The sequence below is a fragment of the Endozoicomonas sp. Z74 genome (assembly GCF_057680865.1).
Genome location: NZ_JBLYZI010000021.1, coordinates 20,781 through 42,399 on the forward strand (window position 1 = coordinate 20,781; position 21,619 = coordinate 42,399).

Here is a 21,619-nt window from a genome sequence, read left to right on the forward strand (position 1 = left end):
GGCGATCGTCTATACCGGTTCGGTTGCTGTAACGGAAGTCAGTAGGTTCTCCAGTTTGCGGTGTTGTTCCGGGCTGTTGTTGCGAAGCCGGTCTGAGAGCTGTTGTATTAACTGCAGGGTCCTGGCGGTTGGGGTTGAGTGCTGAAGAGTTTGTTCCGCAAGCAATCTGGCTGCTTCCAGTGAATGATTTTTCAGGAGCCGTTGCAGCCAGTACTCGGTTACCCTGCCGCTGCCTAACAGTTTCAGGCTCTTTTTCTGACCCTGTTTTTGGCAATAATACCGGGTCGTTCTTTCAACCAGTTGGTTTTCTTCAGGGCCATCGGGCAGCTGGATAATTCGAAGCACCAATTGATGATACGACTTGTCAGGGGTGTGCCGTATCAATTGAAAATACCTTGAGAGCAGTGCAGGTGACCTGGGCTCCTGTTGCAGAAGGCGAAGACAGAGGCTCAGGGCCCGTTCCTGGTGAAGGCCTTCCATCAGCTGGTCGAGCCGTTCCAGCTGGCTATGGGGCTTCCTGTCATCTTCCTCTGTGGCTTCTTTTATCGAGTTGAGTGGTCTGACCTGTTTTATACACAGTACGATCAATAACCCGCTGATCAATCCCCCCATATGCGCCCAGTAATTCACGTTGCCGCCGCTGAATATCTGGCCAATGACTTCTTTTCCCAGCCATAAAGGAAAGATCAGCAGGGCGGGAGCCCTGGTGTAATTGAAATAGGGTCCTATCCAGTAAAAGAAGCGAATTCTGGTCATGCCATAGGCTGCCAGATAGGCGCCCATCAGGCCAGAGATGGCCCCGGAGGCGCCCACGCCGAACCCCTGTTCCCCAGACTGGACCAGCCAGTATAATCCGGTGGCGGCTAAACCGGTGAGTAGATAGGTAAGCAGGTAGTCCCTGGCGCCGAGTAAAGGCTCCAGGGCGAAGCCAAAGAGGGCAAGGAAGACCATGTTGCCCAGAAGGTGTCCCAGGTCTCCATGGAGAAACATAGAGATAAAGGCGTCAAGAAACTGGGGGATGGCCGGGTTGAATCCGTATTCCACATAGCTGAGGCTGTCCCTCTGGGCTTCAATCTCCTTACGTTTCTGCTGTTGTTCTCTGGTAACCCCGTCTTGTTCAGGAAGCTGCTGGTGAAGGTGGTTTTCGAAATCAAAATCGTGCAGCAGCTGAACCATCATCTGATTCTCACCGGCTTCCGTCCCGATTGAAACTTGCCGCCACTGCTCCGGTGCGTTTTTTCTCATATGCTCTATATAAAGCGGCCGCTCCAGTTCCCAGAGACCTGTTTCCTGGTATTCCGTTATCAGTTGATTCAGTCGCTGGCTGTCACCAATCTGGTAACTGAAATAGACAACACAGTTAATGATGATTAATAGCAGCGTGATAACAGGGGCTGACTTCCAGCTGGGCTTTTTTACAACAGGTACAATCAGCATAAGCTTTCCTTGCCGGTTACTTTAAAGCGTTTTTTTCCACAGATGTAATGCATTGCCTTTCGAGGTGCTGGAATGTTTCATGCAGCTCGTCTGTAAATTCCTGGGGGGATTCGCCTCCCTGAAAGGGGTCGCCAATAATCACATCGCAGTTAAAAGGCACCAGCATTTTTCCTCCCCTGGGAAGTGCACGACCGAGGCCGCGCAGGATAACAGGGATGATTGGGGTATCCGGGCGCTCCCGGTGGAGGTGATACAGACCTTTTTTTAATTGACTGAGCTGCTCTGGCTGGCCGCGGCTTCCTTCCGGGAACAGAATTAATATATCTCCCTGATCAATGGCCTTGCAGCAATCCTCAAACAAAGTGTCTCTTTTTTGTCCACTTTTCCTGTCCAGAGGGATAATGCCTAAAACGTTCAGGGAAAACCATGCCAGCAGGCGGTTTTTAAGAAAGTAGTCTGCGGCAGCAACGGGTCGAATCCGGCCTGTTGTTGCAGTGGGATAAAGGCTTATCAAAACCGCGGTGTCCAGGTGGCTGTTATGGTTGGCGGCCAGAATGGCAGGACCCTGGACAGGAAGTTTCTGGCGGTTGCGTACATTCAGGCCTAATCCGAGCCAGATAAAAGGCTTGATGACCAGAATCACCAACAGTTGCTTCAACCGGTTATTCATCATTAAAACTTCAAGTAGTAGAGATAATGAAAGAACAGTGGCGCGGTGTAAATTAAGCTATCCAGACGGTCCAGAATGCCCCCGTGGCCGGGGATAAGTTGGCCGGTGTCCTTTATTTGAAGGTCGCGTTTAACCGCGGAAATTACCACGTCGCCAATGAATCCGCTGACTCCAATCAAAGCTCCGGCGATCAGTCCCTGAAAATAATTAAGAGGGGTCAGCCATGGCGCTAGAAGGCTGGCAAGCACCATGACAGCAATCAGGCCGCCCAGAAGGCCTTCCGTTGTTTTATTGGGGCTGACTTTGGGAATAATGGGGTTTCTGCCAAACAGTTTTCCACAGATGTACTGGCAAACGTCGTTCAGTTGGGTGAGAAAGAGAAGGTATAAAACCAGCCCGATGCTTCCAGCCTGGATATTGGTGGTGGGAAGCACCAGAAGGTAAGCAATATGACTGAGACAGAAAATCGTCAGCATGACCCCCCAGTGCAAAATCCCGGCGGCCCGGATAAATCCTCGGGTTTCACCAATAGCGACCATTCCCGCCGGCAGGCAGAGAAAGACATACACAGGAATGAAGATAATAAACATTCCATACCAGTCCACTGCGACCCATAAAAATTGAAACGGGATCGTCAGGTAAGCCAGCATGACAATGCGTCGGTCAGCCTGGCGGGTAGAGACAATCGAAAGAAATTCTCGCAGGGCAATAAAGCTGAGAAGGGCGAAAAATACGATAGCTGCCTTATGGCTGAGCAATAATACTGCAAATAAAATCCCGATCATCCACCACCAGGAACGAATCCGCTGCTTAAGCTCTGTAAAATCCTGGCCCGGCCGGGTTTGTTGTATCAGGAAAGAGATGACAGAGGCTGTTATCAACAGAGCCAGGACAGCCTGCATGGCAATGAAAGAATATTGAGGTGGGGCAATATCAAACAGCATCTGTTTTTTCCTGTGGTCGGGTTTCCAGGAAACGGTAGGCTTTGACACTGCGCCTTATGACGGTAATCAGGCAGCCCAGATTGATGATGATCAGAGCGATAAAGAGAGCCTGGGGTAGAGATCCGATTCCGGTGATGACACAGGCCAGGGTCAGCAGTGCCATTCGGTGCTGTTTGGCCATGGGGCCTGAAAATTCAACCGGGGCGCCCAGGGAGGCTGCCAGAGTACGGACATAAGCGGTCATGACGGCCAGTAAGCCGGCCAGCCATCCCAGCTCAATCGCCCAGTTAAGGTGACCTGCAGCATACCCTGTGGCAATCAGGAGCAGCGGGTCTGCGATTCGGTCGGGTATGTCGTTGAATAGCTCTCCGGAGCTTGTTCCTTTTCCCCCTTCTACAGCGACCATGCCATCAAACAGATTGCACAGTAGTCGACACTGGATGAATACTGCCGACAGCAGTGCCAGCCAAGGTAGCTGATTTGAATACGTTAAGAGGCAAAAGGCACCCAGTGCGGCAAACACAACACTGGCAATGGAGATCTGGTTAGGAGTGACGGCCTTGCTCGATAACCAGCAGGCGATGGACTGAGCGGCTTTGGCATTGCGAACCTGCAAAGGCCTTCGAGCCTGTTTATCAGGCGTCATTGTTCAACTCCTGTTGTAATACTCGATGGCTGGTATATAGACAGAACAGCAGGGCGATGGCAGTGGGCGGTGTTACCGTGAGAAGGAGGTTTGGCGTGCCCAGTTGATGGTGCATGACCGTTAACCCTGAAGCTGTTGCTGAAACAGTCAGCAGGCATGGCATTATCAGTCTTGCCCGATAGGAGTTGAACAGGGGGGATAATCGCTCCACCAGGGTTACCAGGAGCAATGTAATTATAAAGCTGGCAATGCCCTGGCTGAGGCTGGCCGACAGGCGAACGGGCAGTGGAGCGTCCCCATTGACCAGATACGTCCAGCTGCCCCAGAGAGCCAGAGCAGACAGTGCACTTATCCCTTTGAAAGTGTTTTGACTCAATCCCCTGAGCATACTTAATCTGTCGTTTTTATAATGTGGCGTTAAGTCTTAAGGATTCTGATTGCTATTGCAAGAGGTTTCAGGAGGGGGGGGGAGGGAAAGGTTGTCGGCAACCCTTTCAGGCTGCCGACGGGATTTGGAAGAACGGTTTATTCGTCCAGGAAGCTGCGCAGGTGATCGGAACGGGTTGGATGACGCAGTTTCCGCAGAGCCTTGGCTTCAATCTGACGGATACGTTCCCGGGTGACATCAAACTGCTTGCCCACCTCTTCCAAGGTGTGGTCAGTGTTCATGTCGATACCAAAGCGCATCCTCAGTACCTTTGCCTCACGGGCGGTCAGGCCGGAGAGTACGCTTTTGGTAGACTCTTTCAGGCCTTCGCCGGTGGCGCGATCAATGGGGGACTGCATGGCGCCGTCTTCAATGAAATCGCCCAGATGGGAGTCTTCATCGTCTCCAATGGGGGTCTCCATGGAGATGGGCTCTTTGGAGATCTTGAGCACTTTCCTGATTTTGTCTTCCGGCATTTCCATGCGCTGAGCCAGCTCTTCCGGAGTGGCTTCCCGGCCCATTTCCTGAAGCATCTGCCTGGAAATCCGGTTCAGCTTGTTGATGGTCTCAATCATATGAACCGGAATACGGATGGTTCTGGCCTGGTCGGCAATGGAGCGGGTAATGGCCTGACGAATCCACCAGGTGGCGTAAGTGGAGAACTTGTAGCCACGACGGTATTCGAACTTGTCCACAGCCTTCATCAGGCCAATGTTGCCTTCCTGAATCAGGTCAAGGAACTGAAGCCCCCGGTTGGTGTACTTCTTGGCAATGGAGATCACCAGGCGGAGGTTGGCCTCAACCATTTCTTTCTTGGCGCGGCGGGCCCGGGCTTCACCCAGAGACATCTTGCGGTTGATGTCTTTTATCTGGACCAGGGTCAGGTCAAACTCTTTTTCAATGTTGGCGAGTTTTTTCTGGGCGCGGACAATTTCTTCCCGGTAGCCCTGCATGGCTTCCCCGTAGCCTGCACTGCCTGCGGCCTGCTCTTCCACCCAGCCCAGGTTGACTTCGTTACCCGGGAAGGTTTTCAGGAAAATCTTGCGGGGCATTTTGGACTTACGAACGCACAGCTGCATGACCGCTCTTTCGTTATTACGAATGCGCTCTACAGAGTTGCGGATTCGGAACACCAGCATGTCAAACATACGGGGGATGAGCTTGAGAGGCATGAAAGCCTCGGCCAGCTCAATGAGTGCTTCTTTGGACTCTTTGCTGCCCCGGCCGTGGGCCTTAATCACTTTGTTGGCGTTTTCCAGGGCGACCCGGAGCTGGCCAAATCGCTCTTTGGCTTCCTCTGGGTCCAGGCCACCGTCATTTTCATCTTCGTCGTCATCATCATCGGCGTCGTCTGTATCGTCGTCTGGAAGTTCGTCTTCCAGATTGACTTCAGCCGGAGGGGCTATCGCGCCTTCATCATCCGGGTCGATGTAGCCGCTGATCACATCCGTGAGACGACCTTCTTCTTCAACAATACGATCGTATTCATCCAGAACAATCTGGGCAGAACCGGGGAAGTGCGCCAGTGCCGACATGACTTCACGCCAGCCTTCTTCGATGCGCTTGGCAATCTGGATTTCGCCTTCCCGGGTGAGGAGCTCTACGGTCCCCATTTCACGCATGTACATCCGGACAGGATCGGTAGTGCGCCCTGCTTCCTGCTCAACAGCCGCGAGGGCCGCAGCAGCTTCTTCCGCTGCAGCCTCATCGGTATCGGCTTCAGCCATTAACAGGGTATCTGCATCAGGTGCCGTCTCGTAGACACTGATACCCATGTCGTTGATCATGCGGATAATATCTTCCACCTGATCCGGGTCAGAGATGTCTTCCGGAAGGTGGTCATTGACCTCGGCGTAAGTCAGGTAGCCCTGCTCCTTACCACGGGCGATAAGCTCTTTTAGCCTGGATTGTTGTTGCGAATTTGCTGACATATCAACCCTTTAACAGCGGATGGTGACGAACCGGACAAAAAAACGTAAGCAGGCGATTATAGCGTATAAAACGGGTAGAGCACCACTAAGCAAAAGCCCTGACTTCAATTGGGCGAGGCACCAGGATGCATTCCATGACGCGGGTTACCCTTCCTTGGTGTTTTCAGACCGGGTTTGAATTGAATAGGTGGCCAATAATGCAGTTCCACCGGACACAGTGAAATTCAAGTATACCTAATAATTTTTGTTGTGCAGTTATTTTTTTTCTGAATCCCTTACTGCGTGGCGCTGCTGAAGCTGCTGGAAATACTTGCGGTATTCCGCCAGGGTGTCCTGGTCCAGTTGTTCGGGCTTTTTGTTTTTCATGTTCTGGGTGATGAGTTTGAGCCGGTTGTTTTCCCGGGCTTCATTGGCTTTGCGGCGTATATTGTCCAGGGTGTCCAGAAACTCCTGCCGGTGCTCAGATGTACCATGGTCCATTTCAGCCAGTGCCTGCAGACGTATCCCTTTATCGGTGCCGTACCACTGGGCGATCAGGGCTCCTGGGCTCAGGCCGGGAGTGTGTTGAAGGGTTTTCAGAAGCTCAATCAAAAGCAGGCTGTCGCTGTCGTTTTCCAGTGTCAGTGACTCAAGAGGGTCGGTGACCTCACGGGCAAATTCCGGGTTGCACAACAGCTGACGTATTGCGTAGCCGGCGCTGGCCAGTCGGGCCGACTGTCGAGATGGTTGTCGAAAGGGCTGCCTGGAGGGTGCATAAGTCCGCTGCTCAGAAAAGTGGCCTCTGCTCTGGTGTTCAATCTGACTCTGACCGGGGTCGGGTTGATAGTAAGACTCTGGTGAGAATTCCTCGTCCGGCATCGGCGGATATTCCGGAGTGGGCTCCAGGTGCGGGTGTGGGGCCGATAACTGTCCGGGCGCCTCGTTTTGTGGGGCCGGTCTGGAGGGAGGCGGTGTGCTCTCCTCGAAATGGGCTTCCAGATAGTGTTGATCCAGTCCGGTCAGGTCCGACAGTTTTTTCAGCATCAGCTGGTGGAACAGACCTTCGGGCAGTTTTTTCAGGTAGGGTTGTGCCAGCTTTGCCAGTCGTGCCCGGCCATCCATGGTGCCAAGATCCAGCCCCTCTTTCAGTTCCCGGAATAACAGGTTGTCGAGGCTCAGTGCCTGGCTCCGGATGCGCTCCTGGAATTGAGCGGAGCCTTCCGAACGCACCATGCTGTCGGGGTCTTCGCCCTGGGGGAGAAACAGGAATCGTGCCTGGCGGCCATCTTCCATGTTGGGCAATGTTGACTCCAGGGCCCGCCAGGCGCCCCGGCGTCCGGCGTCATCCCCATCAAAGCAGAACACCACTTCCGGCACCAGCTTGAATAGCTTCTGCATATGGTCCGAGGTGGTTGCGGTGCCCAGGGTGGCCACTGAGTTGGTGATCCCCTGCTGGGTGAGCGCCACTACATCCATATAGCCTTCAACCACAAGAATGCGATCCAGTTTGCGATTGGCCTGGCGGGCTTCGTAAAGGCCGTAGAGCTCTCTTCCCTTATGGAAAACCGGTGACTCTGGTGAGTTCAGGTATTTTGGCTTTTCATCCCCAAGGACTCTGCCGCCAAAGGCAATATAGCGGCCCCGGCTGTCCCGGATGGGGAATATAATCCGGTCCCGGAAGCGGTCATAGACCCGGTTTCGGTCTTCATTTTCAACCAGCATGCCGGTTGCGATCAGCTGTTTCTCTTTTTCTGGGGAGGTGGCCAGTGCGGATTTCAGGTTATCCCAGCCCGGTGGCGCAAAGCCGATGCCAAATGCCTGGCAGGTCTTCCTGTCCAGGCCTCGCTGTTTTAAATACCGGGTGGCCCTGGTGGATTGGCTGTGCTGCTGCAGCTGGTCGGTATAGAACTGGACGGCCTGGCTTAACAGGTCGAACAGTTCGCTGTGGTCAGGGCCTCGCTGTTTTCGGCTGTTTTCTTCCCTGGGAATGTCGAGTCCCAGCTGTCCTGCCAGGGTGTCAACGGCTTCCGGGAATTCCAGGTGGTCGTGATCCATGACAAAGCCCAGAGCGTTGCCACTGGCGCCACAGCCGAAGCAGTAATAAAACTGTTTGTCAGGGCTGACGGTAAAGGAAGGTGTTTTTTCCTTGTGAAACGGGCAGCAGGCGGAATAGTTGCGACCGGTTTTTTTCAGTTTCACCCGGCTGTCGACAATGTCCACGATGTCGATCCGTGAAAGCAGGTCGTCAATAAAGTATTGGGGAATCCGTCCAGCCATAATTGGGTGCTAGTGCTCCTGGCCTGAAAGACAGCCTGAAGTTTGTAGAAGGTTTATGACCTGTGTCGGCGAGTGGTCGCTATTGGAGAAACGCCCGCCGGGGTTGATAAGAATCTTATCACCCGTAAAGGGAAGGTGTCAGCTCAGTCTGGCTTTCACTATTTTGCTGATGGCAGACATGTCTGCCCGGCCCTGTGCCTGGGGTTTGACAATGCCCATAACTTTGCCCATGTCGCCCATGCCTTTGGCGTCACTGTTGGCAATAGCCTGGTCAACCAGTTCGGTGATGGCTTGCTCTGAGAGTTGTTCCGGTAGAAACTCGGCGAGGATGCCTAGCTCCAGTTTTTCCTGGTCGGCAAGATCCGTGCGCCCGGCGGACTCGAACTGTTCAATGGCGTCGCGACGTTGCTTGGCCATTTTGTCGAGAATCGCCAGGGCACGATTATCGTCCAGAGATTTCTCATCGACTTCGACACGCTTGAGCTCGGCCAGAGCCAGTCTGATGGTACCCAGACGAGGCTTGTCGCGATTGCGCATGGATTCCTTCATGGCTTCTGTCAGTTGATCCCTGACGTTGCAATCACTCATTGGCTTGCTCCTCTCCTTTTTTCAGAAAAGATTGAGATCATCAGTCTGGTCATTGTATCAATGAGGGCTGAAGCTCCCTTTTTCTAGAGCTGAAGGCTCTTTTCTAAAGACATCTTTTCTGTGGGCATCTGTTTCTGTTAGCGAACCGCGAGCGGTCCGCTATCAATGCTCTTGCATGGGTCAGTCGATCAGCAAATCTGTCGATTGAAGGTTGACGGTGTCAACGATCAATACAGACGCTCACGACGACGCTGCTCACGCTGCAGTTTTTTAAGATGACGCTTAACAGCAGCAGCGGCCTTGCGCTTGCGAACAGTGGTAGGCTTTTCATAGTGCTCACGACGACGCACTTCAGCCAGGATACCAGCTTTTTCACAGGAGCGCTTGAAACGGCGCAGGGCTACGTCAAACGGTTCATTCTCTTTAACTTTAACAGCAGGCATGCAGAGATCACCTTCCTTTATATAACAGTTTGTTGACCATGGGCATGAACTTTCTGGTTGAACCGGGATGGCTCAAGTGAACAAAAAGTGCACGCTTGCCCCATGGCTGGTTTACAGCCGATGCTGCAGGGAAACGCGTAAAAAGCCACTCAGAAATCGGTGCTGATCGCTTTATGGACAATGAGACCCGTTTAAAACGGGTTTTCTGCACCAAAAAGCCACCAGAACGTCTCTTGAGAAGACAGATTAGTCGCGTATTTTCAAGGGCGCGAATTTTAAAGCCTATTGAAGGAAAATGCAAAATTCACAGCCTTCGGTTATTATCCGAAGCCCCGCGGAATGGGCTCATAGTGGTGAGCCGCTTTCAGGTTTCGGGGGGCGTTTGCCATGGGTTTTATCGTGGTAAAACAGTGAGATATTGAGTGTTCAGCGTCATCGAACCGGTTGTTTTCCTGAGAGAAAAGCGGTTTATGGAAGGCTCAACGGAAAAGACAACCTGCAACAGGTCTCCAACATGATAGTGCTCGGGATAGAAACTTCCTGCGATGAAACCGGCATCGCTCTTTTTGACAGTGACAAAGGGCTGCTTGCCGATGCCCTCTACAGCCAGATCGAGATGCACACGGACTACGGTGGTGTAGTGCCAGAGCTGGCCTCCAGGGATCATATCCAGAGAGTGTTGCCGCTGATCCGTGAAGTGCTGGATAAGGCGGGCCTGGAGAAACAGCAGATTGAAGCCGTGGCTTATACCCGTGGCCCCGGGCTGGTGGGGGCACTGATGGTGGGGGCCTGTGTCGGCAAGGCTTTGGCCTGGGCCTGGGGAGTGCCCTCAGTGGGGGTTCATCATATGGAAGGTCATCTTCTGGCCCCCATGCTGGAAGAGATTCCTCCTGCTTTCCCGTTTGTGGCTCTGCTGGTTTCCGGCGGCCATACCCAGCTGGTGCAGGTGGATGGCATTGGGCGTTATCGTCTGCTGGGAGAATCTGTGGACGATGCCGCCGGGGAGGCTTTTGATAAAGTGGCGGCCATGCTGGGGCTTGATTATCCTGGGGGACCGGCGATTGCCAGGCTGGCCCAGGAGGGTGCTTCGGGGCGGTTTCGCTTTCCCCGGCCTATGACCGACCGTCCTGGCCTTGACTTCAGTTTCAGTGGCCTGAAAACCTTCACGCTCAATACGGTGGCGCAATGTAAGAAAGAGTGTCGGAAAGAGAACAATGGTGAGCTTTCCGCCCAGGATCGAGCGGATATTGCCAGGGCCTTTGAAGAGGCAGTGGTGGCCACATTGACCATCAAGTGCCGTCGGGCGTTGCAACAGACCGGTATGAAGCAGCTGGTGATCGCCGGTGGCGTCAGTGCTAACCGGTCGTTGCGAGCCTCCCTTGAGGAAATGGTGGCCCGGGAGGGGGCCACCCTGAGGTATGCCCGTCCAGAGTTTTGCACCGATAATGGTGCCATGATTGCTTTTGCCGGATGTCAGCGACTTCTTGCAGGTCAGGCCGATGGGGTGGAAGTGGCCCCGGTTCCACGCTGGCCTATGGAGGACCTTGAGCCGGTGGGGTGAATCGGGGCGGGTACTGGTCTGAACTAAGCGCTTTGTAGTTACCCGTATGAGGGTTTAAGTGTGAATGTTATTTCTGTACTGACCCTGCTGGGGTTATCCTTTCTTTTGTCTGCATGCAGCTTGACCCCGGCAGTGAAAAGTCCGCTTCTTTCTGAGGAAAAAGCGGAGGCCCTCTCGCAAGCGGCCCTTGAGATGAAAAAGGAAGCCTGTCTTCAGCCATCCGCGAAGACTCAGGTTGTCAGGGTGAACCGGGGGGAAGCTGTCAAACTGGAAGCCGATCTTTCCGGAAGCCCTCACTTTGTCCCCAGGGAGCTTTATTGTGAGGGCAGGCCCATTCCCTTTCAGTGGCGGGACCCGTGGCTGAAGGCTTTTTTTGCGGCCAGTTATTTTTCCACTCCCATGGAGCAGTCCTGTTTTGTCACAAATCAACAGGGCGTGGGGTTTATTGCTTTTCGCATTCGGATTCAGGACCTGGACTATCCCCGGGAAGCGCTTACCGTCGATCCCCGTCGTGTGGTATTGACACCGGAGAACCGCCTCAGGGTGGAGAAAGAGAAACGGATGCTGGGCCAGCTGTATGAGCAAACAGCGCAAATGCCCCTGTTCAGCCAGCCATTCCGTCGCCCGCTGGACTCTAAAATAACCAGCCGTTATGGCAATGAGCGGGTGTTCAACGGTGTGCTGCCTGCTCACCATCTGGGTACGGATTTTCGTGCCTGGACAGGCACCCGGATTCCGGTGGCCAATGACGGTCAGGTTGTGTTTGCCGGTGAGCTGTATTTACTGGGTAATGCGGTTGTGGTTGACCATGGTCTGGGGGTTTTTACCCAGTATGGGCACCTGTCGGACATTCTGGTAAAAGTGGGAGACAGAGTCCGTCAGGGTTATATTGTCGGCCTCTCGGGGAGTACGGGAAGATCCACTGCCCCCCACTTGCACTGGGATGTCGTGGTGAATGGCCATCTGGTGAATGGTTTGCAGTTTGTTGATAATGGCCCGTTCTGGAAGCAAAAGTGAGAGAAAACGTGGACACTGTGGATAAAGTTCGAATTGAAGATATTGAGACCCAGGCGGTGATCGGGGTGTACGAGTTTGAGCATGAAGCGCCACAACCGCTGCTGCTGGACCTTGAGTTGACCACCGATTTCACCCGCGCGTTTATCAGTGACGATCTGAAGGATGCCCTGGATTACGATGCCATCACCCAGAGAGTGCGGCATTTCTGCGAAGCCTCCCGTTATCAGCTGCTTGAAGCCCTGGCAGGGGGGATTATTGCCCTGGTTATGGAGCACTATCCGGTGGACCGGGTCGGGGTCAGAATTCGCAAGCCAAAGGCCCTGTCCAGTGCCATGGCAACGGTCTGGAGTGAAAGAACCCGGGCCCAGATGGAAGCGGCTTTTTTCGGAAGTGATTCTCAGTAATAACTCTCAGGAACAACTCTCAGGAATAAAGAACAGTGAACCGGTATTTTATTGGTATTGGCTCCAATGATGAGGCTGACGACAATTGCCGCAGGATGATTCGTGCACTGGAAAGCCGGTTTGATGGGGTCAGGGTCAGTCAGCTGGTGCAGACCCCGGCTCATGGTGTCGATGCGCCAGACTATATGAACGCCGTTGCCTGTTTTGAGTCACAGATCCTTCCGGAAGAACTGGCTCAATGGTGCAAGCAGGTTGAGAAAACCCTGGGCAGGGATCGAAGCCAGCTGCTATGCCGTGCAGATCTGGATATTCTGCTGGTTCAGGATCATCCAGAGGGAGGCGAAACCGGCCCGGTGAACCTTGATGTTGTTCATGAGCCCTGGTTTCGTCCTCTGATGGCTGAGTTGCTGCAGAGATCTTGAAAGCCAGGGCACTGCCCCCCAACTTCCCAGGTTGTCAGTGCAGCCTGGTATTCATTTTATAGTAATGGTTTCGGACAGCAGGATATTGTCTGAGCTATTTCCGACACGAATTTCATAACGATCACCCAGGCTCCAGTCTTTTGCCTGCTCATTCCAGTAGGCCAGGTCAGCGACATTAATGGATAGTTGGACGGTCTTGCTTTCTCCGGCAGGAAGAGAGACACGCTCAAAAGCCATCAGTCGCTGTATGGGTTTATCCGCCCGATCAAACATGTCCTTAACGTAGACCTGTACGACTTCGTCCCCCTGGCGATCTCCGGTATTGGTGAGCGTAACGGACAGCTGAATGGCCTGGCCTTTTGTCAGCGATCTGGAGTCCAGGTTCAGACGATTAAAATCAAACCGGGTGTAGCTCAAACCATATCCAAAGCTCCATAGGGGAACTTTATCGAAATATCGATAGGTACGACCTTTGGTGATGTCATAATCGTTAAATGGAGGCAGGTCATCCCAGCTTTTTACAAAGGTTATGGGCAGCTTGCCGCCTGGGTTATTGTCACCAAACAGTGTATTGGCAATTGCTTCACCGCCTCGTTCACCAGGGTACCAGGCGTGAAGAATGGCTGGAATGTTGTTTTTCAGCCAGGGGCTTTCAATCGAGGAACCAGACTGTAAGACTACGACGGTGTTTGGATTGGCTTTCACAACCTGTTTCAACATGTCCGTTTGCACGGACGGCAGGCCGGGGGCGGAACGGTCGACAGACTCACGTTCATAGTCAGTGGACAAGCCCATAATGGCAATCACTGCATCCGCTTGCCTGGCAATGTTCAATTCGTCCCCTTTAAAGCTGCTCTCTTCCTGAGGCAGCTTCCAGTCAAATGCCAGTTCATGTTCTTTAGAATGACGAGGGCGCCCGGACAACAATTCCAGCGTATAGGTTTGATTGGCCTTGAAGTAGAACTCGACTTCATGAGTCTGCTGGTAATTGCGGGCGTGCGAACCCATCTTGACCACATCATTGACACGCAGCACGATACTGCTGCCTTTGTGTTTTACGCGGAGCGTGTAGCGACCTTCCTGGGGAGGGATAAGTGTGGTTGTGTAGCGCACCGCATAGGGGACGCCTTTAAGGGATTCGTGAGGCATATCCTCTTTCCAGGAATCATCGATATGCAGTGCTTTACCAGTGGTGACCGGTTCACCGAGCCCCTGTGAGTTGCTGTAAAACTCTGTCTTCCACACCCCCATGCCATGGTCGTCCAGTAGGGTGATATTATCCATGGCGATAGGAGTGAAGTTGTCACCGGCGCCTTTCCAGGGCACGTACATGATGTCCACCTCATCCCCTAAATAGTCTCTGATGCCCTGTAAGGGGGTTACAGGGTGGGTTGCTGTTCCAGAATATGTGCCGTAATTCAATCGTTCCGCATTGGGGCCTATGACGGCAACCCGCTTCAGGCTGGATTTATCCAGTGGCAAAAGAGGTTTGCCATGGACTGGCTCATTTTGAAGTAAGACCATCGATTTTTCTGCCAGCTCCAGTGCCAGGCCTTTAAAGCTGGCCAGGGTGTCAAAAGGCAGGTCTTTCCAGGGCGACAACTCTTCCGGGTCAAACATGCCCAGTTTTAAACCGATGCGCATGACATTGCGAAATGCCCTGTCCAGCTGCTTCTGGGGAACCGCTCCTGTCTTTATGGCTTGCATCAGCTCCCGTCGAAACGCCACTGTGTTGTCCATGTCCAGTGTTTCTGCATTCATGACTGCCGCAGTGGATCCTCTCGAATTATTGTAGAGAGCGTGCCCCTCCATACCGCTTTGGCCGTAGCCTTTGGTCAGCAGCAGAACCGAGCCATAATCCGCCATGACAAGGCCCTTAAAACCCCATTCATTGCGCAGGACATCACGAACCAGCCATGTATTGGTGACCGCGGGTTCGCCGTTAAGGGCATTGTAAGCCGTCATGATAATACTGGCATTGCCTTCCTGGACCACTTGCTTGTAGGCCGGGAAGTAAAATTCTCGTAACTGCTTCTCGGAAATGTCAGCATTACCCGAGAAGCGATTATGTTCTTCATTGTTTGCAATGAAGTGTTTAGCTCCCGCCGCTGTTTTAAGATAAACGGGATGATCTCCCTGCAGCCCTTTTACAAACGCTGTAGCCATCGTGCCATTGATCAGCGGGTCTTCACCATAGCCCTCCTGGGTTCGCCCCCAGCGAGGGTCGCGGGCTACATTGACAACCGGTGACCAGAACATGAGTGGTCCACGCTGTCCAGGCATGCCCCGGTTATCCCAGTAACCCTCAGGGTCGTTGTGGTATTGTGCTCGGGCTTCGTCAGAAATTGCTTCCCCCATGCGTTGAACGCCTTGTGGGGACCAGGTGGCGGCGAGGCCGATAGACTGTGGAAAAACAGTGGTCGCGTTTTTAGACGTCAAACCATGTAGAGCTTCTCCGGGGGTAAAAGACTTCAGACCGTATCGAGGTACTCCAGGATTGAACAGGGAAATCATACGGCCTTTCTCAGCAGGAGTCAGCCGTTTGGAAATGTCATCCAGGCGCTGTTCTATCGGAAGGGTATGATCAAAAAAAGGGATGTCGGGCACTGTCGTGTTTTCTGCGATAGCGTAGCTGCTGAAAACCGAGCTGCTGATTGAAAGAGCAGCTGCCAGAGAGAATAGTTTTTTTAGCAAAGCGAATCCGTGGTCTTTAAGTCTTGTCAGTAGACGTTGGTTTGGGGCAGGCTCAGAGGCACGTTATATCTCCAGCGATTTGAGCCTTGGGGATTTCTGGGTGGGTTCTGGGCTGTCACTGATGATAGAAGTCAGAGGCGCGAGGCAGAGCAATTTATCATAATGAACAAACTATCATTATAAATTCGGCGGCGCCCTCTCTCATTGAGTCAGATCACGTTTCTGGAGTCAGCCTGAGGGTTTGTTTGCAATCAGGGCTGCCAGAGCATCCACCCGAAGCTTTCGCAACTGCTCACCCACCGCTTTTCCCTTAAGCCCCTGTTTAACCAGTGTCCGGGCATGAATGGCCCGGCATGCCTGCAACCACGAAAGTGCCTGATTGACCGATGAGCTGGACAGTAGGTCATGGCACAGCTTTACGCCCTCGATGAAATCAGCAAACCGTTCCGGGCGGCGGAATGCATCGGTGTTCTCAAACAGCGTCATGACGCTTTCTGCCGTGGGGGCAGGCAACACTTCAAGAGCAGACGAAAGCTGTTGCACGGTCAACAGGGCAATTTCTGAAAACTCGTTGGGCAGACGCATCCTGGCGGTCATGGTTCGGACAAGGGTTTCCGCGGTTTCAGGTTCAGAGCCTGGGCCATGCAGTGAAGAAGAGAGCGAAGAAAACAGGCTGGCAAACCGGAGGGTGCTTCTGGCTCTGGCTGCGGCTGTTTTCTCCAAAGTCCGGTATGGGGTTCCATTGGTCTGGAAGGCCTGGATTTCCGGCATGATGACGTTCAATGCGCCGCATTGCTCCAGGGTCTTGAAATAGATCTGGGGTGACGGTTCCATCAATGCTCTCAGGGTTTCCTGCCATACCCTTTCGGCGACCAGGTAGGAGGCTTCCCCGCTGGCGACAATATCGGACATCAGTCCAAGGGTTTCATCGGCAATGACAAACCCCAGGTGATGGAGCCTGGCTGCAAAGCGGGCCACTCTCAGAATGCGAAGTGGGTCTTCCATAAAGGCAGTGGACACGTGGCGAAGGGTTTTACTGGCCAGGTCCTGCTGGCCACCGTAGGGGTCAATGATCTGCCCCTGTTCGTCTTCAGCCATGGCATTGATGGTCAGGTCACGCCTCATTAAATCCTCTTCCAGGGTGACCTCCTCTGAGGCGTGGAAAGTAAACCCGCTGTAGCCATGACCGGATTTTCGTTCGGTACGGGCCAGGGCATATTCTTCTTTGGTCTGTGGGTGAAGAAACACTGGAAAATCCCGGCCTACGGGCTGATAGCCTTGTTGTTTCATGGCCTGAGGGGTGGTTCCTGTTACCACCCAGTCCCGGTCTTTTACCGGGAGCCCCAGCAGCTTGTCCCGGACTGCACCGCCGACCAGATAGATGTTCATAAAAGATTAATTGTCCTGATGTATCGCCAGGGTGGCTGTTTTCATAGGGTATAAGAAATTCCAGGCCAAGGCTGCAGGAATGATTTTCTAATTTTTGTATGGGTATGAAAAATTATTTCTTCAGCCGCCGGTATTGGAGGTTGAAATGAAATACTTTTCTTCGGCAAACGTCATACACTATGGCTGATTGATACTGTCGTACTTTTTATAAATCAACAGTCACCCCTGAGCGCAACCGGTTTTAGGTGTCAGGGTTCAGAAACAGGTCAGAAGTCGGGGAGAACATCATGAGATGCCATGAGTGGGTCAATGAGGCCGTTGGCAAGATCGAAGCGGATTTTCAGCGCAGTGCGGATACCCATTTGATCAAGCTGGATCTGCCCTCCCTGGCGGGGGTTGATGTTTACCTTAAGGATGAGAGCACCCATCCAACCGGAAGTCTGAAGCATCGCCTGGCACGCTCCCTGTTTCTCTATGCGCTCTGCAATGGCTGGGTGAACAAGGGAACCACGATTATTGAGTCCTCTTCTGGCAGTACCGCGGTGTCTGAGGCCTATTTTGCCCGGCTGCTGGGCCTGCCGTTTATCGCGGTAATGCCAAGATCCACTTCGGTCCGAAAAATCCGGCAGATTGAATTTTACGGCGGCCAGTGCCACCTGGTGAATTGCTCCAGTGAGATCTATGCGGAGTCCCACCGCCTGGCTAAAGAGTTGAACGGTCATTATATGGATCAGTTCACCTATGCTGAGCGGGCCACGGACTGGCGGGGCAACAATAATATTGCCGATTCCATTTTCCGCCAGATGAGGGCTGAGCCTCACCCGGTGCCCAGCTGGGTGGTGATGAGCCCCGGAACAGGGGGCACCTCCGCCACGATTGGTCGCTATATCCGCTATCAGAAATTGAACTGCAAACTGTGTGTGGTGGATCCGGATCACTCGGTGTTTATGGATTACTACCAGAGCGGTGACAGCAGCCTGACCATTGACCAGGGATCCCGAATCGAGGGCATCGGCCGGCCAAGGGTGGAGCCCTCGTTTATCCCCGGAGTCATTGATGAAATGCGTCGTATTCCCGATGCGGCAGCGATTGCAACCATCCATTGGCTGGAAACCATTCTTGGCAGAAAGGCCGGGCCGAGCACCGGTACCAATCTTTACGGTGCCCTGCAAATTGCCTCGGGAATGAAAAGCCGGGGAGAAACCGGTTCGGTGGTGACGCTGCTGTGTGACAGCGGTGAGCGCTACCTGGATACCTGCTACAACCCGGACTGGATTGAGGCTCAGGTGGGGAATGTGGCTCAATGGCAGGAAAAACTGGCCGAGCTGAGTAGAACAGGGGTTCTAACTTATTGAGGCGCTCGAGAGCAATCGGCTCTATGCAAACGACAAAGGTGTTGGGTTGCGGTCAACTTTGTAATTCAATGATAGAATTCTGCTGCGCGACGGAAAAGACTGACCCGTTCATTCTATTCTGTCGAGATGGACATTCTTTTGCCGCTATCTGATGCAACAGATAGCGGTTGTTGTAAGAACAAAAACAGGAAACAGGAGGGCCAGCCCGCCTGGTTTCCGGAATAAGGAGACGGGCATGTTCCAGGCCATTGATGCATTCACTCCCGCCTTTGTCAGCCAGAGCCCTGAGGCGCTCTGGCAGCACATTTCCCCACACTATGCTGTCGATGAAAACCCGTGGCTGCAACAGCTGCTTGAGATTATGGAACCGGACTCCGCCCAGTATCCTGTTATTGCCAGTCGTGCATCCTCCCTGATTGAGGCGGTGCGGGCCAGTGACAATGCCATTCATATGATTGACGCTTTGCTGTTGCAGTACAGCCTGGATACCCGGGAGGGGATTCTGCTGATGTGCCTGGCCGAGGCCCTGATGAGAATACCGGATGCGAAGACTGCGGATGCTCTGATCCGGGACAAGCTCAGCGTTGCTGACTGGAAAAAGCACCTGAGTCAGAGTGACTCACTGCTGGTCAATGCTTCGACCTGGGGGTTGCTGCTGACGGGCAAGGTGGTCTCCCTGGATGCCAGCGAGGATGGCTCTTCCAGCGGGATTATCGGGCGGCTGGTGAATCGTCTGGGGGAGCCCGTGATCCGACAGGCCGTGAATCAGGCCATGAAAGTCATGGGGCGCCACTTTGTACTGGGCCGAACCATTGAGGAAGCCCTGAAAAACGGCCAGAAGCCCCGGGAAAAAGGCTATACCTACTCCTTTGACATGCTGGGGGAGTCTGCATTAACCGGGTCGGATGCCCGGAAATACCACCAGGAATATCTTGAGGCAATCCGGTCGGTGGCCGCTGAGCCCGATCCCGGGAACGGTACCCGGCCCGGTATTTCAATCAAACTGTCCGCATTGCATCCCCGCTATGAAACGGCCCAGAAGAAGCGGGTTATGAAGGAACTGGTGCCTTCGGTTCTGGAGCTGATTCGGGAGGCCCGTGAAGGTAATGTGGCCGTTACCATGGATGCGGAAGAGCAGGACCGCCATGAGCTGTTTCTGGAGGTGTTTGAGAAGCTCTACCGCCATCCCGACTGCCAGGGTTGGGGAGGCTTTGGGCTGGTGGTCCAGGCCTATGGCAAACGGGCGTTGCCGACGTTGTGCTGGTTGTCAGCTCTGGCCCGGGAACAGGGTGACCTCATTCCTGTGCGACTGGTGAAAGGCGCCTATTGGGACAGTGAGATCAAGCTCTGCCAGCAGCAGGGGCTGGAAGGTTATCCCGTCTATACCCGGAAAGAAGCTACCGACGTCGCTTATTTGATCTGCGCCCGTTTTCTGCTGGGGCAGGGTGGGCAGGGGAAAATTTACCCCCAGTTTGCCAGCCACAATGCCCATACTGTGGCCAGCGTGTTGATCATGGCAGAGCAGGAAGGGCGGGAAGACTATGAATTCCAGAGACTCCATGGCATGGGGGATGCTCTGTACAACCGGGTACTGGAAAAAGAGCAGCAAACGGTCCGGATCTATGCCCCCGTGGGCAGTCACAAAGACCTGCTGCCCTACCTGGTTCGGCGGCTGCTGGAAAATGGGGCCAACTCTTCCTTTGTTCACCGGCTGGTGGATGCCAGGACACCGGTGGCGGACCTGGTTCATCACCCGGCAGAGATCCTTGAGGGGCACAGTAGCCTGGGGAATGACCGGATCCCCCTTCCCCCTTCCATCTTTGGGGGTGGTCGAAAAAACTCATCAGGGATCAACCTGGATATTGACTGCCAGTGGCAGGCCTTCCATGCAAAAGTAAAGGGCTTTATGGGGCGCAGCTGGCACAAAGGGCCGGTGATTAATGGCCAGCAGGTGGCCACAGACAGGGTGTTTGAAGTGGTCTGTCCCTATCAGGCCAGTGAAACCGCTGGCAGTCTGCACTGGGCCGGTGAACCGGAAATCGAGCAGGCTTTGGCAGTGGCGACTTCCGCATTTGTCTCCTGGAACAGCACTGCCGTGGAAGTGCGGGCCAAAGGGCTGGAGTCCCTGGCGGACTTGCTGGAAACACATCGGGAAGAACTGGTAGCCCTGTGTCATCGTGAGGCGGGGAAAACCCTCCATGACGCTATTGATGAGGTTCGGGAAGCGGTGGACTTCTGCCGTTATTATGCGGGGCAGGCCCGGGAACGTTTTTCCCGGCCACTGGTGATGCCTGGCCCTACCGGAGAGTCCAATGAACTCTGGCTGTCCGGTCGTGGGGTGTTTCTCTGCATCAGTCCCTGGAACTTTCCCCTGGCCATTTTCCTTGGGCAGGTTTCCGCAGCACTGGCAGCCGGGAATACGGTGATTGCCAAACCGGCAGAACAGACCAGCCTGATTGCCGCCAGGGCGGTTGAGTTAATGCTGGAGGCAGGAATTCCTGCCGGTGCGATTCAGTTGCTGCCGGGCAGCGGTTCGGAAATTGGCAACCGGCTGCTGTTGGACTCCCGGATTGCCGGAGTGGCGTTTACCGGCTCTACCGAAACGGCCCGGGTGATCAATCAGGCCCTGGCCAGCAGGTCTGGAGCCATAGTGCCGCTGATTGCCGAGACCGGTGGGCAGAACGCCATGATTGTGGACTCCACGGCGTTGCCGGAACAGGTGGTTCGGGATGTAGTGATGTCCGCCTTTGGCAGTGCTGGCCAGCGCTGCTCTGCACTCAGGGTGCTCTATCTTCAGGAGGATATTGCCGGGCGGGTGCTGGAGTTGCTTGAAGGGGCCATGGCTGAGCTGTTCGTTGGTGATCCCAGTTTGCATAAAACGGATCTCGGGCCTGTGGTTGATGAAAAAGCCCGTTCCGGCCTGCAGGCTCATATTCAGCGCATGAAACAGGAAGGAAAGTTGCTGGCGGAGTGTGAGTTATCCGGAGCCTGTCGTGATGGCTATTTTGTTGCGCCGGTAGCCTTTGAAATTGATCATATCGGTGTACTGGAGAAGGAACAGTTTGGCCCGATTCTCCATGTGATTCGTTACCGGGCTGATGAGCTGGAAGCCGTTATCGACCAGATCAACAACACCGGCTATGGCCTGACCCTGGGGGTTCACAGCCGTAATGAAGTGACGGCTCAGTTCATTCAGGAGCGGGTAAAAGCGGGTAATGTTTATATCAACCGGAACCAGATCGGTGCTGTGGTCGGCGTGCAGCCCTTCGGTGGCCAGGGCCTGTCCGGCACAGGGCCAAAAGCGGGAGGCCCCAACTACCTGACCCGGTTTGCCACTGAGCGAACCATCACTGTCAATACGACGGCTGTCGGCGGCAATGCCACTTTGCTGTCGTTGGGGAATGGGTGATTGCCCGGGAGCAGGTTTTTCCCGAA

At 53.9% G+C, this 21,619-nt stretch carries 17 protein-coding genes; 6 read left to right on the plus strand and 11 right to left on the minus strand.

Going from position 1 to position 21,619, the window contains the following annotated elements; translation table 11 throughout:
• Window positions 1–9 precede the first annotated feature (9 nt).
• From ACNRUY_RS08400 to rpsU, 9 genes are all read right to left on the minus strand, one after another.
• Window positions 10–1,437, minus strand: coding sequence for a rhomboid family intramembrane serine protease (locus ACNRUY_RS08400; RefSeq protein ID WP_488111206.1), 1,428 nt, complete (start codon window positions 1,435–1,437; stop codon window positions 10–12).
• A gap of 16 nt (window positions 1,438–1,453) precedes the next feature.
• Entirely contained in the window at window positions 1,454–2,095 is a 642-nt protein-coding gene (locus tag ACNRUY_RS08405) for a lysophospholipid acyltransferase family protein (RefSeq protein WP_488111207.1), read from the minus strand.
• 14 nt (window positions 2,096–2,109) lie between these two features.
• Window positions 2,110–3,051 carry a phosphatidate cytidylyltransferase gene (locus tag ACNRUY_RS08410; protein WP_488111208.1) on the minus strand — a complete coding sequence of 314 codons (942 nt, stop codon included), beginning with the start codon at window positions 3,049–3,051 and terminating at the stop codon, window positions 2,110–2,112.
• Entirely contained in the window at window positions 3,041–3,697 is a 657-nt protein-coding gene (locus ACNRUY_RS08415; protein ID WP_488111209.1) for a CDP-alcohol phosphatidyltransferase family protein, read from the minus strand. Before ACNRUY_RS08415 ends, ACNRUY_RS08410 begins: the two co-directional genes overlap by 11 nt.
• Complete coding sequence (locus ACNRUY_RS08420; RefSeq protein ID WP_488111210.1) at window positions 3,687–4,073, minus strand: hypothetical protein; 387 nt, start codon at window positions 4,071–4,073, stop codon at window positions 3,687–3,689. The genes ACNRUY_RS08415 and ACNRUY_RS08420 overlap by 11 nt, the downstream gene beginning before the upstream one ends.
• 149 nt (window positions 4,074–4,222) lie before the next feature.
• Window positions 4,223–6,055, minus strand: a complete 1,833-nt coding sequence (gene rpoD / locus ACNRUY_RS08425) for an RNA polymerase sigma factor RpoD (protein ID WP_488111211.1) — start codon at window positions 6,053–6,055, stop codon at window positions 4,223–4,225.
• A 255-nt stretch (window positions 6,056–6,310) separates the two neighbouring features.
• Window positions 6,311–8,311, minus strand: a complete 2,001-nt coding sequence (gene dnaG, locus ACNRUY_RS08430) for a DNA primase (protein ID WP_488111212.1) — start codon at window positions 8,309–8,311, stop codon at window positions 6,311–6,313.
• 138 nt (window positions 8,312–8,449) lie between these two features.
• Window positions 8,450–8,899 (minus strand): GatB/YqeY domain-containing protein, encoded by a 450-nt coding sequence (locus tag ACNRUY_RS08435; RefSeq protein WP_488111213.1) that lies wholly within the window; start codon window positions 8,897–8,899, stop codon window positions 8,450–8,452.
• 227 nt (window positions 8,900–9,126) lie between these two features.
• Window positions 9,127–9,342, minus strand: a complete 216-nt coding sequence (gene rpsU, locus ACNRUY_RS08440) for a 30S ribosomal protein S21 (protein WP_020582360.1) — start codon at window positions 9,340–9,342, stop codon at window positions 9,127–9,129.
• Between the two features lie 514 nt (window positions 9,343–9,856).
• On the opposite strand from rpsU, the gene tsaD reads away from it, so the two are divergent.
• Genes tsaD through ACNRUY_RS08460 form a run of 4 tightly spaced genes read left to right on the plus strand, consistent with a single transcriptional unit; the run spans window position 9,857 to window position 12,746 of the window.
• Entirely contained in the window at window positions 9,857–10,903 is a 1,047-nt protein-coding gene (tsaD, locus tag ACNRUY_RS08445; RefSeq protein WP_488111257.1) for a tRNA (adenosine(37)-N6)-threonylcarbamoyltransferase complex transferase subunit TsaD, read from the plus strand.
• 60 nt (window positions 10,904–10,963) lie between these two features.
• Complete coding sequence (locus ACNRUY_RS08450) at window positions 10,964–11,920, plus strand: M23 family metallopeptidase (RefSeq protein WP_488111214.1); 957 nt, start codon at window positions 10,964–10,966, stop codon at window positions 11,918–11,920.
• Window positions 11,917–12,324, plus strand: a complete 408-nt coding sequence (folB, locus tag ACNRUY_RS08455) for a dihydroneopterin aldolase (RefSeq protein ID WP_488111215.1) — start codon at window positions 11,917–11,919, stop codon at window positions 12,322–12,324. The genes ACNRUY_RS08450 and folB overlap by 4 nt, the downstream gene beginning before the upstream one ends.
• Before the next feature lie 35 nt (window positions 12,325–12,359).
• Window positions 12,360–12,746: a 2-amino-4-hydroxy-6-hydroxymethyldihydropteridine diphosphokinase gene (locus tag ACNRUY_RS08460; RefSeq protein ID WP_488111216.1), complete on the plus strand. Its 387-nt coding sequence runs from the start codon at window positions 12,360–12,362 to the stop codon at window positions 12,744–12,746.
• A 51-nt stretch (window positions 12,747–12,797) separates the two neighbouring features.
• On the opposite strand, the gene ACNRUY_RS08465 is transcribed toward ACNRUY_RS08460, so the two are convergent.
• Both ACNRUY_RS08465 and ACNRUY_RS08470 read right to left on the minus strand, forming a co-directional pair.
• A complete protein-coding gene (locus tag ACNRUY_RS08465) occupies window positions 12,798–15,353 on the minus strand; it encodes a glycoside hydrolase family 3 C-terminal domain-containing protein (protein ID WP_488111217.1) in 2,556 nt (851 codons plus the stop codon).
• A gap of 315 nt (window positions 15,354–15,668) precedes the next feature.
• Window positions 15,669–16,829: a tRNA nucleotidyltransferase/poly(A) polymerase-related protein gene (locus tag ACNRUY_RS08470; RefSeq protein ID WP_488111218.1), complete on the minus strand. Its 1,161-nt coding sequence runs from the start codon at window positions 16,827–16,829 to the stop codon at window positions 15,669–15,671.
• 287 nt (window positions 16,830–17,116) lie between these two features.
• On the opposite strand from ACNRUY_RS08470, the gene ACNRUY_RS08475 reads away from it, so the two are divergent.
• Both ACNRUY_RS08475 and putA read left to right on the plus strand, forming a co-directional pair.
• Window positions 17,117–18,184 carry a PLP-dependent cysteine synthase family protein gene (locus ACNRUY_RS08475; protein ID WP_488111219.1) on the plus strand — a complete coding sequence of 356 codons (1,068 nt, stop codon included), beginning with the start codon at window positions 17,117–17,119 and terminating at the stop codon, window positions 18,182–18,184.
• Window positions 18,185–18,419: 235 nt separating this feature from the next.
• Window positions 18,420–21,593 (plus strand): bifunctional proline dehydrogenase/L-glutamate gamma-semialdehyde dehydrogenase PutA, encoded by a 3,174-nt coding sequence (gene putA / locus ACNRUY_RS08480; RefSeq protein WP_488111220.1) that lies wholly within the window; start codon window positions 18,420–18,422, stop codon window positions 21,591–21,593.
• Window positions 21,594–21,619: the final 26 nt, after the last annotated feature.

Excerpts from the sequence above, each read along its gene's own strand:
- ACNRUY_RS08400 (WP_488111206.1), bottom strand. The coding sequence starts at position 1,437 with ATGCTGATTGTACCTGTTGTAAAAAAGCCCAGCTGGAAGTCAGCCCCT.
- ACNRUY_RS08410 (WP_488111208.1), bottom strand. The coding sequence starts at position 3,051 with ATGCTGTTTGATATTGCCCCACCTCAATATTCTTTCATTGCCATGCAG.
- ACNRUY_RS08415 (WP_488111209.1), bottom strand. The coding sequence starts at position 3,697 with ATGACGCCTGATAAACAGGCTCGAAGGCCTTTGCAGGTTCGCAATGCC.
- rpoD (WP_488111211.1), bottom strand. The coding sequence starts at position 6,055 with ATGTCAGCAAATTCGCAACAACAATCCAGGCTAAAAGAGCTTATCGCC.
- dnaG (WP_488111212.1), bottom strand. The coding sequence starts at position 8,311 with ATGGCTGGACGGATTCCCCAATACTTTATTGACGACCTGCTTTCACGG.
- ACNRUY_RS08435 (WP_488111213.1), bottom strand. The coding sequence starts at position 8,899 with ATGAGTGATTGCAACGTCAGGGATCAACTGACAGAAGCCATGAAGGAA.
- rpsU (WP_020582360.1), bottom strand. The coding sequence starts at position 9,342 with ATGCCTGCTGTTAAAGTTAAAGAGAATGAACCGTTTGACGTAGCCCTG.
- tsaD (WP_488111257.1), top strand. The coding sequence starts at position 9,857 with ATGATAGTGCTCGGGATAGAAACTTCCTGCGATGAAACCGGCATCGCT.
- ACNRUY_RS08470 (WP_488111218.1), bottom strand. The coding sequence starts at position 16,829 with ATGAACATCTATCTGGTCGGCGGTGCAGTCCGGGACAAGCTGCTGGGG.
- ACNRUY_RS08475 (WP_488111219.1), top strand. The coding sequence starts at position 17,117 with ATGAGATGCCATGAGTGGGTCAATGAGGCCGTTGGCAAGATCGAAGCG.
- putA (WP_488111220.1), top strand. The coding sequence starts at position 18,420 with ATGTTCCAGGCCATTGATGCATTCACTCCCGCCTTTGTCAGCCAGAGC.